The sequence below is a fragment of the Mycobacterium sp. ELW1 genome (genome assembly GCF_008329905.1).
Lineage (GTDB): Bacteria > Actinomycetota > Actinomycetes > Mycobacteriales > Mycobacteriaceae > Mycobacterium.
Window position 1 is genome coordinate 3,472,512 of record NZ_CP032155.1, and the last position, 13,129, is coordinate 3,485,640.

Consider the following 13,129-nt stretch of genomic DNA (forward strand, 5'->3'; position numbering starts at 1 on the left):
GAGGGCGTTCGACACCGAAGGGTCGATTCACGGCGATTCCACCGTGATGACACAGTTCCAGGTGTAGATCTTCACCCGCGGGCAACGCTGGTAGCAGCACTATGCAGCCAAGCACCACGCGGCATTAGGGTGAAGAGGACCACCCCAGCTTGCCGCATGTTGACTAAGCCAGGAGCGAGTTTGTGACCACTGTCGAAGAGATCGCCACGCTGACCCAGCCCCACCACCCGGACGACTGGACGGAGCTTGACTCCAAGGCCGTCGACACGGTGCGGGTCCTGGCCGCCGACGCGGTGCAGAAGGTCGGCAACGGCCACCCCGGCACCGCGATGAGCCTGGCACCGTTGGCCTACACGCTGTTCCAGCGGGTGATGCAGCACGATCCGAGCGACACCCACTGGCTCGGGCGCGACCGGTTCATCCTGTCCTGCGGGCACAGCAGCCTGACGCTGTACCTGCAGCTGTATTTGGGCGGATTCGGCCTGGAGCTCTCCGACATCGAGTCGCTGCGCACCTGGGGTTCGAAGACTCCCGGCCACCCGGAGTTCCGGCACACCCTCGGGGTGGAGATCACCACCGGCCCGCTGGGCCAGGGCCTGGCCTCCGCGGTGGGCATGGCGATGGCCGCCCGCTACGAGCGCGGCCTGTTCGACCCCGACGCTCCGGCCGGCACCAGCCCGTTCGACCACTACATCTACGTGATCGCCTCCGACGGTGACATCGAAGAGGGCATCACCAGCGAGGCGTCGTCTCTGGCAGGCACCCAGCAGCTGGGCAACCTGATCGTGTTCTACGACCACAACAAGATCTCGATCGAGCACAACACCGACATCGCGCTGTCCGAGGATGTCCCGGCCCGTTACCGCGCCTACGGCTGGCACGTGCAGGAAGTCGAGGGCGGCGAGAACGTCGTCGGTATCGAGCACGCCATCGCCGAGGCCAAGAAGGTGACCGACAAGCCGTCGTTCATCGCGGTCCGGACGATCATCGGCTATCCGGCGCCGACCAAGATGAACACCGGTGGGGTGCACGGCGCCGCGCTCGGCGACGACGAGGTGGCCGCCACCAAGAAGGTCCTCGGTTTCGACCCGGACAAGAAGTTCGAGGTCCACGACGACGTCATCGCGCACACCCGCAAGCTCGTCGACCGCGGTCGCGAGGCGCACGAGAAGTGGCAGGGCGACTTCGACGCGTGGGCGCAGCGCGAACCGGAGCGCAAGGCGCTGCTCGACCGGCTGCTGGCACAGGAGTTGCCCGACGGCTGGGACTCCGACATCACCTACTGGGAGCCCGGCTCCAAGGCGGTGGCCACTCGCGCCGCCTTCGGCCAGGTACTCAACGACGTCGCGCCCAAGCTGCCCGAATTATGGGGTGGCTCAGCCGATCTGGCGGGCAGTAACAACACCACGATCAAGGGTGTGAAGTCGTTCGGGCCGCCGTCGATCTCCACCGAGGACTTCACCGCCGACTGGTACGGCCGGGTGCTGCACTTCGGTATCCGCGAGCACGCGATGGGCGCCATCCTGTCCGGCATCGTGCTGCACGGGCCGACCCGCGCCTTCGGCGGGACGTTCCTGCAGTTCTCCGACTACATGCGGGCCTCGGTGCGGCTGGCCTCGCTGATGGACATCGACACCATCTACATCTGGACGCACGACTCGATCGGCCTGGGCGAGGACGGCCCCACCCACCAGCCGATCGAGCACCTGGCCGCGCTTCGGGCGATCCCGAAGCTGTCGGTGGTGCGTCCCGGCGACCCCAACGAGACCGCCTACGCCTGGCGCAGCATCATCGCCCGCGGCAACGACGCCGGGCCGGTCGGTTTCATCCTGACCCGCCAGGGCATTCCGGTGCTGGAAGGCACCAGCGCCGAGGGTGTCCAGCGAGGTGGTTACGTGCTCGGTGGCGGCAACCCGGCCGATGACGCCGACGTGATCATCATCGCCACCGGATCCGAGTTGCAGCTCGCGGTCGACGCGCAGAAGTTGTTGGCGGCCAAGGACATCAACGCCTATGTGGTGTCGATGCCGTGTGTCGAGTGGTTCAACTCGCAGCCCCAGGAATACCGCGACAGCGTTCTCCCGCCCGACGTGTCCGCCCGGGTCGCGGTGGAAGCCGGTGTGGCGCAGAGCTGGTACCGGTTCGTCGGCGACACCGGTGAGATCATCTCCATCGAGCACTACGGCGAATCCGCCGACGACAAGACCTTGTTCCGCGAGTTCGGGTTCACCGCCGAAGCCGTCGCCGACGCCGCGGAACGCGTGATCGACAACTAACCCCGTACGACCAATTGAAGGGAACGTCATGGCACAGAATCCGAACCTCGCCGCGCTGTCGGCGGCCGGTGTGTCCGTCTGGCTCGACGACCTGTCCCGGGACCGGCTGCGGTCGGGCAACCTCCAGGAGCTGATCGACACCCACAGCGTCGTCGGGGTCACCACCAACCCGTCGATCTTCCAGGCCGCCCTGTCCAACGGAAACGCTTACGATGCACAGGTTTCCGAGCTCGCCGAGCGTGGCGCCGACGTCGACGCGACGATCCGCACCGTCACCACCGACGATGTCCGAGAGGCGTGCGACGTACTGCGCCCGCAGTGGGAGACCTCCGACGGCGTCGACGGCCGGGTCTCGATCGAGGTCGACCCGCGCCTGGCGCACGACACCGACAAGACCATCCTGCAGGCCATCGAGCTGTGGAAGATCGTCGACCGGCCCAACCTGCTGATCAAGATCCCAGCCACCGAGGCGGGCGTGCCCGCCATCGCGTCGGTGTTGGCCGAGGGCATCTCGGTCAACGTGACCCTGATCTTCTCCGTGGAGCGCTACCGGCTGGTGATGGACGCCTACCTGCAGGGCCTGGAGAAGGCCAAGGAAGCCGGCCACGACCTGTCCAAGATCCATTCCGTCGCGTCGTTCTTCGTGTCCCGGGTGGACACCGAGATCGACAAGCGGCTGGAGAAAATCGGGTCCGATGACGCGCTGGCCCTGCGCGGCCAGGCCGGAGTCGCCAACGCGCGGCTGGCCTATGCCGCCTACGAAGAGGTGTTCCTCGGCGGCGACCGCTTCCGCGCGCTGGCCGATGCCGGCGCCCGCGTGCAGCGTCCGTTGTGGGCGTCCACCGGTGTCAAGAATCCGGACTATTCCGACACCCTCTACGTCACCGAGCTGGTCGCCCCCAACACGGTGAACACCATGCCGGAGAAGACGATGGACGCAGTGGCCGACCACGGGGTCGTCACCGGCGACACCATCACCGGCACCGCGGGCGCGGCGCAGGAGGTGTTCGACAAGCTCGATGCCATCGGCATCGACCTGCGTGACGTCTTCTTGCTGCTGGAGAACGAGGGCGTCGACAAGTTCGAGAAGTCCTGGCAGGAACTGATCGACGCCACGCAGGAACAGCTCAACGCCGCGGCCAAATGACGGACCGTCCCGTACCCGGGGTGGTAGCGCCCGCCCCGACCAGCTGGCGCAACCCGCTGCGCGATAAGCGGGACAAGCGGATGCCGATGATCGCCGGCCCGTGCGGGGTGGTGATCTTCGGTGTGACCGGCGATCTGGCCCGCAAGAAACTGATGCCGGCGATCTACGACCTGGCCAACCGCGGCCTGCTGCCGCCGTCGTTCTCGTTGGTCGGTTTCGCCCGGCGGGATTGGGCCGACGAGGATTTCGGCGCCATCGTGCACGACGCGGTCTGCGAGCACGCCCGCACCCCGTTTCGCCAAGAGGTGTGGGACCGGCTGGCCGAGGGCTTCCGGTTCGTTCAGGGCGCCTTCGACGATGAGGCGTCGTTCAGCCGGCTGGCCGAAACGCTGGAAAAGCTCGACGTGGAACGCGGCACCGGCGGCAATCACGCCTTCTACCTGTCGATTCCACCGAAGGCCTTCCCGGTGGTGTGCGAGCAGCTGAAGAAGTCCGGCCTGGCACGTCAGCAGGAGGGCCGCTGGAGCCGGGTGGTCATCGAGAAGCCGTTCGGCCATGACCTGCAGAGCGCGATCGAGCTCAACAAGGTGGTCAACAGCGTCTTCCCCGAGGAGTCGGTGTTCCGCATCGACCACTACCTCGGCAAGGAGACGGTGCAGAACATCCTGGCACTGCGCTTCGCCAACGAACTGTTCGAGCCGATCTGGAACAACCATTACGTCGACAGCGTGCAGATCACCATGGCCGAGGACATCGGCCTCGGTGGTCGCGGCGGCTACTACGACGGAATCGGTGCGGCGCGCGACGTCATCCAGAACCACCTGCTGCAGCTGCTGGCGCTCACCGCGATGGAAGAGCCGGTCAGCTTCCACCCGGACGAGGTGAAAGCCGAGAAGATCAAGGTGCTGTCGGCGACCTCGCTGGCGCAGCCGTTGGACGCCACGTCCTCACGCGGCCAGTACACCGCGGGGTGGCAGGGCGGCGAGAAAGTCGTCGGACTGCTCGACGAGGAGGGCTTCTCGAAGACATCCACCACCGAGACGTTCGCCGCGATCACCCTCGACGTCGACACCCGGCGCTGGGCCGGTGTGCCGTTCTATCTGCGGACCGGAAAGCGGTTGGGCCGCAGGGTGACCGAGGTGGCGCTGGTGTTCCGCCGTGCTCCGCACCTGCCGTTCGATGCGACGATGACCGAGGAATTGGGCAAGAACGCGTTGGTGATCCGCGTCCAGCCGGACGAGGGCATCACGCTGCGCTTCGGGTCCAAGGTCCCCGGCAGTGCCATGGAAGTCCGCGACGTCAACATGGACTTCTCCTACGGCTCGGCGTTCGCCGAGGATTCGCCGGAGGCCTACGAGCGGCTGATCCTCGACGTCCTGCTCGGCGAGCCGTCGTTGTTCCCGGGCAACGCCGAAGTCGAATTGTCTTGGGAGATCCTGGATCCCGTGCTCGATTACTGGGCTGCGCATGGCAAGCCCGATCCTTACGAGTCGGGCACCTGGGGACCCGACTCGGCGTTCGAGGTGCTGCAGCGGTCCGGTCGCGAATGGAGGCGCCCGTAATGATTGTCGATCTGCCCGATACGACGACCAACGCACTCAACAAGAAGATCACCGCCCTGCGCGAAGAGGGCGGCGCGATCACGCTGGGCCGGGTGCTGACGCTGGTGGTCGCGCCCGACACCGAGGCCCGGGTGGAGGACTCCATCGAGGCGGCGGTGGCGGCGAGCCGCGAACATCCCTGCCGCATCATCGTGGTGGTTCCCGCCGACCGGCTGGCCGCCGAAGCACGGTTGGACGGTCAGTTGCGGGTGGGCGCCGATGCCGGTGCCGGCGAGGTGGTGGTACTGCGCATCTCCGGTCCGCTGTCCAACCACGCCAGCAGCGTGGTGCTGCCCTTCCTGCTGCCCGACACCCCGGTGGTGGCCTGGTGGCCCGGCGTCGCGCCGGCCAACCCCGCCGAGGATCCGTTGGGCCGCTTGGCGCTTCGCCGGATCACCGATGCGACCGGGACGGAAGACCCGCTTGCCGCGATCAAGAGCCGGCTGAAGGGCTACACCGACGGCGACACCGACCTGGCGTGGAGCCGAATCACCTACTGGCGCGCGCTTCTCGCGTCGGCGGTGGACCAGGCGCCGTACGAGCCGCTGACGTCGGCGTCGGTGTCGGGGTTGAAGGACGAGCCGGCCCTCGACATCCTGGCGGGCTGGCTGGCCAGCCGGATCGACGGCACCGTGACCCGCGCCGTCGGCGAGTTGAAGGTCGAGTTGGTGCGGGCCTCCGAGACCGTGACACTGGCCCGCCCACAGGAGGGCGTGACTGCCACCCTGACCCGCACCTCCCGGCCGGAGGCGCTGTTGCCGTTGCCGCGGCGGGAGACCCGCGAATGCCTTGCCGAGGATCTGCGCCGGCTCGACGCCGACGAGATTTACCACGAGGCGCTGGCGGGTATTGAAAAGGTGCAGTACGTCTAGTCGAGCCGCGTCGAATCGAAAGGTCGCGATGTGAACCAGATGGTCGAGACCTATCCGGATACCTCAGCGCTGGTGGCCGCCGTCGGCGACCGGCTGGTCGGGGCGATCACCGCTGCCATCGCCGCGCGCGGGCAGGCGTTCATCGTATTGACCGGCGGCGGAACGGGAATCAACCTGCTCAAGCATGTCGGCGCACACGACGAGGCGATCGACTGGTCGAAGGTGCACATCTTCTGGGGCGACGAACGCTACGTCCCGGCCGATGACGACGAGCGCAACGACAAGCAGGCGCGCGAGGCGCTGCTCGACCACATCGACATCCCGGACAGCAACGTGCACCCGATGGCGGCCAGCGACGGCGAGTTCGGGGACGACCTGGACGCCGCCGCACTGGCCTATGAGAGTGTGCTCGCCGCCAATGCCGGACCGGGCGACCCCACACCCGTATTCGATGTGCACCTGCTGGGGATGGGGCCGGAGGGCCACATCAACTCGCTGTTCCCGCACACCCCGGCGGTTGCGGAGACCAAGCGGCTGGTGGTCGGCGTCGAGGACTCCCCCAAGCCGCCGCCCCGGCGGATCACGCTGACCCTGCCCGCCGTCAACCGGTCGCGCGAGGTGTGGCTGGTGGTATCGGGTGAGGGCAAGGCCGAGGCGGTCGCCGAGGCGGTCGGGGGCGCCAAGCCCGCCGACTGGCCGGCGGCCGGCGCGAAAGGCCGCGACGCCACGGTGTGGCTTCTCGACGAAGCCGCGGCAGCCAAACTCTGATCCACCCAGCGGCAACGCTGCCTTCGTCGACGTCGCCACCATCGACGTGCTCGGCTGTGACGAGTCAGCACTCCCCCGGCAGCGACGCGTTCAGTTCGCGCACTCGCTGCTGAATCTCCTTGCGACTGTTCAGCAGCCACTTGTCGTAGACGTGACGAATGTGGGTGATGACGGTGTGGGGCGAGATCACGAGCTCCCTCGCGATCTCGTCCGTCGTACGGCCGTCGGCGACGCGGACCACGACGTCCCACTCCCGGGCGGTCAATCCGTGACGTCGGTCCACGGTCGCCACGACGGGCCGCGATCTCACCCCGATGCCGCGCAACCACGCGCGCACCCGGCCGGCGTCGTGGACGGCGCCGGCACGCTCATAGCGTTCGGCCGCCTCCCTCCAGGCGGCGACCCGCCCATCACCGTCGTCCAGTACGCCCAGGTCGGCCAGGGCATCGGCCAACACCAGCGCGCGAGGCAGACGTCGATAGCACTCGATCGCGTCCCGTGCGACAAGCGGGTCGTCGTCGGCAAGAGCGCGAACGTGTGCAGCCACCGCCCGCGCCAACAGGTTCTCCGGATTCCGCCCGGCCCGTCGTGACGACCTCTCGACGACTGCTCGAAGGACGTCGGTGCGTCGCGCATCCCGTGCCATCCTCGCGAGGTGAACGTCGTCGGCGAAGTCGACGGGCGTACTCATGAGCGGCCGCTCGTCCCGCAGCGCGGTGACGATGTCGTCGAGCTGGTCGATGGCATCCTGCGGTCGCCCCTGGCAGGCGTAGGACAGCGCGGCGAGCCACTGCGCCGCGCGGGACGACGCCCCACCGGCAGCCGACATCCGGCACGACAGGTCGCTCGGCAACCCCGCTTGATGACCGCCGCGGTGCAACGCGCACCGGAACAGCACGACGCCGGCCGTCGCGTCGGCGAACTCGCCGAGACCCACCTCGTCGGCGACCAGGTACACCGCCTCTGCGCGCGCCTGAGCCTCGTCGAGGTCGCCGAGGTCATAGGACACGCGGGCGCTCACCATGGACCAGTACGCCGCGCCGGTGGCCGACTCGATGCGGTTGGCCGACGCCAAACCGTCCCTCGCCAGACGCAGCGCCTCGGCACAGTCCCCAAGGCTGTCGTGAAGGAACGTCTCCCACAGACACTCGGGGTACCACCGTTGGCGGTCGCGTTCCGTGGCGTGTCCGATGGTCAGGCGCGAACGTTGGCAGAGCAGCAGCGCGGCGTCGAATCTCTCGGCTGACAGCAGACTCACGCTCTCAACGGCCTGTACGGTCGCCAACGCCGGCGTCGGTTCGGACCCCATGCCCGCATACGCCTGTGGGAGCTCGCGAAGCACTCGAGCGTGGTCACCGGTGTTGGCAATGGCGAGAATGCGAATCGCCAGCAGATCTCGCCGCACCGTAGCCGATGCATCGTCGCAGCGCAGCCCTCTGTCTGCCGCGTCTACGGCGTCCTTGAACGCAGCTTCGCTGAGCGCCCGCGCCGTGATGAGTTCCATGCGGGCGCGTTGCGCCCCGTCGAGGTGAGGCCGAAGGCGCTGCGCCAAGGCGCTCATCGACCGGGTGCGCCCGCCCGCCCACAGCACGGGCATCACGTCGATGAGTCTGTGCGCCCACGGGACGAGGTCCTCTCCGATGGTTGCCATGGCGTTGGCCGCCAGCGTTGCCGCCGCGCGGGCGTCCGCCGGTGCCAACCGGAGGGCACATTCGACGAGCAGGTCGATCGACGCCGGGTCGTCGGCGCGCACCGCGGCCCCCGCGGCCGCCGCGATGCTGAGCACATCCGCGCCGGTGTCCAGACGAATTCGGATGGCTTCCTTGATCGCCACCCGCCGTATCGGCTGGGGCAGCCCACGTTCGGCGACTTCCCGGATGACGTCGTGATGGAACTCGAGGTGATCAGCCCGCTCGTCGAGCAGCCCCGCGTCGATGGCCTTGCGTACCGACGGGACCGCGGCGTCATACCCCAGGCTCGAGGCCAACGCCACGAGGTCGTCGAGCCGGAAGCGGCGCCCCAGCACTGCAGCCAGTTCGACGATCTGTTCGTGGTCTCGGCCCAGCAGCGCCAGGCGCTGCTTCACTGACTCGCCGAAGGCGACCGCGCGGCCGGAATCGGTGACCCCCACCACACCGCGATGGCGTACGAGGGAGCCGGTGTCGGCGAGCGCTGCGAGCATCTCGGCGATCAACAGCGGCATGCGATCGCAGCGGGACAGGCAGCCCTTGAGCTCCGTGTCCAGCGGTGCGCCCAGGATGTCCTCGGCGATGCGCTCGGCAGCCGCATCGCTGACCGGTTCGAGCTGCACCGGCTCCCGCTCCGACATGGCGAACGGGACGGCGGGCCGATCGGCTCCGGTCGACCGCACTGCACACAGCCAGTACACCGGCGTGCCCTCGAGGCGCCGAATCATCGTTCGCAGCACCGCCGCCGACGCCCCATCGCACCACTGGGCGTCGTCGACGACGACGAGCGTGCCCTCGGGATGGCGCTCGATCATGTCGGCACAGGACATCGCCAGGTTCAGACGACGGTCTGCCGACCCGCCACCGGTAGCCCACGGCTCGGCATCGCCGATGAACGGCCCAAACCCCGCCAGAAACGTCGACAGCGGCAGCAGTGCAGCATCGGGATCGGCGGCCAACTCGACGGTGAGCCACCGTCGATTCATGGCTTCTCGCAGCGCTTCTCGAAGGAAGCGCGTCTTCCCGACGCCAGGCTCTCCCGCGACGATGCGCACGACACTGCGGCCTGCGGCAACCAGGGCGAAATCGGCCAGCACCGTCGTCCACGCTGCTTCGCGGCCGCGCAGTGGCATCACGGTGACGGCGGCGCGCGTCGGATTGGTCACGGCCACATCTTGCCTCGCCCTGCGTCGACGGTCCCACGCGCTCACTCATCCTCGAGCACACGCCAGGCCTCCGCAGGGGATGTCGGGGCCGCCGACGGGTGATGTGCACTCCGACGAGCCGCCCTACGGTCGGATGCACCCGCCCGTGGAACACGGGACGAATCCACGACCAGAAGGAGCCCCGATGACTTCCCCGACGATCCGCGAGGACCTCGTCCTCTCCCACGCCGTCGTCACCGCCGAGGTGAGCGCGCCGTTCGACCACGTGGACATCGCAGGTTGGCTCACGACACTGCCGACACACGAATACCAACGGTGCGCGCCCGGCGATCACAAGGCTGCCGGGTACACCGTCGACGACGACGGGACGCCGATGTCGATCAACGTCGAGATGATCGGCACGGGACTGGTGGTACAGCAGTACCGCTTCGAGGTCGCCGAGCCGCACTACTGCAAGATGGTCTCGCTGTCCGACGTGTTGACCCCGGCCGGGTGGACGACCACACAGGTGATCTGGGAACTCCGCATGGAACGACTCGACGGCGAGCGGTGCCGATACACCAACTCGGTGACCTCGCACCCGACCGACGACTTCCTGTCCTTCATCGCCGCGCAGGACCAGACGTTCGACGACGCCGCGGCCGCCCGCCAGGAGGCCTCTGGGCGTCACTGCGAGAAGGAAACACCTCTCTACGCGCAGAGCATCGCCAGGCACGCGACCGCGAGGGCCGCCGCATGAGCGCTGACGCGGCCGCCGTCCAGGCGATGCCCGCGGACAACCACCCCATCCACGCCGCGATGTTCGAACGCCCCGGCCCGCCCGAGGTGCTCCAGTGGCGGCCGGTCGCACCGATCCGGCCGGGGCCGGGCGAGGTGCTCATCGCGGTGGCAGCCGCGGGGGTCAACAACGCCGACCTACTCCAGCGGCGCGGGCAGTACCCGCTTCCGCCGGGGCCGTCCCGCCCGCTCGGCCTGGAATGTTCCGGGACCGTCACCGCCGTCGGTGACGACGTGACGACGTGGTCACCGGGCGACCAGGTGTGCGCGCTGCTGGACGGCGGCGGTTACGCCGACGAAGTGGCCGTTCCCGCCGCCCAGGTCATGCCCATCCCCGCCGGCCTGACCCTGGTCGAGGCGGCAGCGATCCCCGAGGTCGCCGCCACGGTCTACTCCAACCTGGCCATGGTCGCCGGGCTCACCGCGGGACACACGGTCCTGATCCACGGCGCCGGGGGCGGCATCGGCACCTTCGCCATCCAGTGGGCCACCGCGATCGGCGCGAGCGTCATCACCACGGCAGGCAGCGACGACAAGGTGCGCATAGGACGAGAGCTGGGTGCGACCACCGCGATCAACTACCGCAGCACCGACTTCGTCGCCGCCACGTTGGCCGCCACCGACGGACGCGGTGTCGACGCCATCCTCGATGTGGTGGGGGCGGACTACCTCGGCCGAAATCTCCAGTGCCTGGCCGAGGATGGCCATTTGGTGATCATCGGCGGCGCCACCACGCCGGCACCGCTGGACATCGGGCTGCTGATGACCAGACGCGCCAGCGTGTCGGCCACGATGCTGCGCAGACGACCGCCAGGGCAGAAGGCCGAGATCGTGGCGGGCGTCGTTCGAGACGTCCTACCGCTGTTCGCCTGCGGGGCGGTCCGGGTCGTCGTCGACACCGTGGTACCCATCGCCGACGCCGCCCGCGCGCACCGGCTCCTGGAATCCAAGGCCACTGTGGGCAAGGTCGTGCTCGCTCACGACGAACACCGAAAATGAGCGCGCTTCTCGACACCGAGGCGGCCGGCAAGCTGCCAGACTGAGCCCATGGTTGACAAGCCGCCCCGCCACGGTCGGGCCGGGACCGGATCAAGATTCTGGCCCAGGCGGCGCTCAACGCCGACGTCACCGTCGACCAGCTCGACACCATCCTGTCCGGGATGAGCGACGCGCTCACCGATCTGAACAAGACGATGAGCGGAATGAACGGGACCCTCGAGTACTTCGAGGAGACGCTGGTCGTGTTCAACTCCACGTTGAGCCGCATCGACGAGCTGGCGCCCCGGCTCGACGCGGTGGTCGCGCGCATGGAAGGGATCGTCGAGCGCGTCGAACGCATCGTGGGGGTTGGTGAAGCGGTGATCTCACCGCTGGCCGCTACCGAGTCCGCCATCCGCGGGGTGGTCAGCGCGATCCGCCGCCAGGGCCGCTAGCGCGTCACCATGGGCCTGCACGTCACAACCCGGGTGCACTGGTTGTTGGATTACGGACTCACCCGTTCGGTGCTCACGCTGCTCGCTCGTCGCGGAGACCCGTTCGCCCGGCTCGTCATCGACAGCGGTAGACCCGAGAACGCCTATCACCTCGTCGAGGAGATCCGTCAGCGCGGTCGACTGTCTCCCGGGATCGGAGGCGGTTGGGTCACCGCGGACGCACAGATCGTCCGAGACGTCCTGCGCGACGACCGATTCCGGACCGTCAAACCGCAGGATCGGTTTCCTGTTCGCGCGGTCCGGTGGGTAGCTGCCAAGACGGCCCCGGACATGATGAATCCCGTCGAGCCGCCTTCGCTCCTGGTGGTGGATCCACCAGTACACACTCGGCTGCGTCGGCTGGTATCGCGTGCTTTCACACCGCGCGCGATCGACGGACTGCAGGATCGAATTCACGAGATCACCAACAGGGTGCTCGACGATCTCGACGGCCATTCGCACTGCGACCTGATCGCCGCCTTCGCGGCCCGAATCCCCATCGAGGTCATAGCCGAGATGCTGGGAGTCCCCCGCGACGAGATACCCGCGCTCCACGCCTTCGCCGATCCTGCCGCCAAGCTACTGACCACAACCGTCCCCGCCTGGAACGACTTTTACACCGCGTCGGTGGCCTTGCGCGAATTCGAAAGCTACATCGCCGCTCATATCGAGCGGCTTCGGCTCTGCGACGCGGACAACAGCATCCTGTCCGCCGTGCTCCACGACAGCGACCTGACCGAGGACGAGGTCAGGATGTTCGCCGGCCTGCTGCTCGGTGCCGGATTCATCACCACCACACACGCATTCGGCAACGCGGTGGTGGCGCTTCTGCGGCATCCGGAACAGCTGGCGCATCTGCAAGCGCATCCCGAAGGCTGGCCCAACGCAGTCGAGGAGACGCTCCGCTATGACTCCGTCGCCCAGATCGGGTTGCGGGTGGCGACCAAGCCGGTGCAGATCGAGGGCTGCACCATCGACGAAGGGCAGGCAGTGTTCGTGCTCATCGCCGGAGCCAACCGCGACCCATCGATCTTCGAGCATCCGCACGAATTCGACACCACACGCGCCAACGCCCGCGAACACCTCAGCTTCAGTTCCGGCATTCACGTCTGCATCGGCGCAGCACTCGCCCGCTTGGAACTCAGCATCGGCCTGGAAGCACTCTTTCGCCGCTTTCCAGCACTCGCGCTGGACGGCGAACCGGCGCTCAACGACAGCACGTTGCTGCGCGGCGTGAAACGCCTACCCGTCAGCCTGGGAGCCGCACCGCGCGGTGCCGGCCGCTAGCGCGTCACCACCAGGGGTCACCGGGATCGGTGCCTGACCACTCGCCCAAGACCTCTGCCGCGGTCTGCGGTAGCG

Annotated in this window: 10 protein-coding genes; 9 read left to right on the forward strand and 1 reads right to left on the reverse strand. The window is 68.0% G+C overall.

From position 1 onward, the window contains the following. Nucleotides 1–182 precede the first annotated feature (182 nt). From tkt to pgl, 5 genes are read left to right on the forward strand one after another with little or no spacing between them, the layout of a single operon-like run. Entirely contained in the window at nucleotides 183–2,276 is a 2,094-nt protein-coding gene (gene tkt, locus D3H54_RS16370; protein WP_149379935.1) for a transketolase, read from the forward strand. A gap of 28 nt (nucleotides 2,277–2,304) precedes the next feature. Further along, on the forward strand, nucleotides 2,305–3,423 hold the full coding sequence (gene tal / locus D3H54_RS16375) for a transaldolase (RefSeq protein WP_149379936.1): 1,119 nt from the start codon (nucleotides 2,305–2,307) through the stop codon (nucleotides 3,421–3,423). Next, nucleotides 3,420–4,985, forward strand: a complete 1,566-nt coding sequence (zwf, locus tag D3H54_RS16380) for a glucose-6-phosphate dehydrogenase (protein WP_149379937.1) — start codon at nucleotides 3,420–3,422, stop codon at nucleotides 4,983–4,985. Before tal ends, zwf begins: the two co-directional genes overlap by 4 nt. Continuing rightward, nucleotides 4,985–5,896 (forward strand): glucose-6-phosphate dehydrogenase assembly protein OpcA, encoded by a 912-nt coding sequence (opcA, locus tag D3H54_RS16385; protein WP_149379938.1) that lies wholly within the window; start codon nucleotides 4,985–4,987, stop codon nucleotides 5,894–5,896. Before zwf ends, opcA begins: the two co-directional genes overlap by 1 nt. Nucleotides 5,897–5,935: 39 nt before the next feature. Further along, nucleotides 5,936–6,664 (forward strand): 6-phosphogluconolactonase, encoded by a 729-nt coding sequence (gene pgl, locus D3H54_RS16390; RefSeq protein ID WP_432246594.1) that lies wholly within the window; start codon nucleotides 5,936–5,938, stop codon nucleotides 6,662–6,664. A 64-nt stretch (nucleotides 6,665–6,728) separates the two neighbouring features. Here pgl and D3H54_RS16395 read toward each other — a convergent pair whose 3' ends face one another. Further along, nucleotides 6,729–9,518, reverse strand: a complete 2,790-nt coding sequence (locus D3H54_RS16395; protein WP_149379940.1) for a BREX system ATP-binding domain-containing protein — start codon at nucleotides 9,516–9,518, stop codon at nucleotides 6,729–6,731. Between the two features lie 184 nt (nucleotides 9,519–9,702). On the opposite strand from D3H54_RS16395, the gene D3H54_RS16400 reads away from it, so the two are divergent. The 4 genes from D3H54_RS16400 to D3H54_RS16415 all read left to right on the forward strand — a co-directional run bounded on the left by D3H54_RS16400 (nucleotide 9,703) and on the right by D3H54_RS16415 (nucleotide 13,054). Next, nucleotides 9,703–10,257, forward strand: a complete 555-nt coding sequence (locus D3H54_RS16400) for a hypothetical protein (RefSeq protein ID WP_149379941.1) — start codon at nucleotides 9,703–9,705, stop codon at nucleotides 10,255–10,257. A 47-nt stretch (nucleotides 10,258–10,304) separates the two neighbouring features. Then, complete coding sequence (locus tag D3H54_RS16405) at nucleotides 10,305–11,294, forward strand: NAD(P)H-quinone oxidoreductase (RefSeq protein WP_149383576.1); 990 nt, start codon at nucleotides 10,305–10,307, stop codon at nucleotides 11,292–11,294. Between the two features lie 89 nt (nucleotides 11,295–11,383). Next, entirely contained in the window at nucleotides 11,384–11,728 is a 345-nt protein-coding gene (locus D3H54_RS16410) for an ATPase (RefSeq protein ID WP_149379942.1), read from the forward strand. Between the two features lie 9 nt (nucleotides 11,729–11,737). Continuing rightward, nucleotides 11,738–13,054: a cytochrome P450 gene (locus D3H54_RS16415; protein WP_149379943.1), complete on the forward strand. Its 1,317-nt coding sequence runs from the start codon at nucleotides 11,738–11,740 to the stop codon at nucleotides 13,052–13,054. The last annotated feature ends 75 nt before the right edge of the window (nucleotides 13,055–13,129 follow it).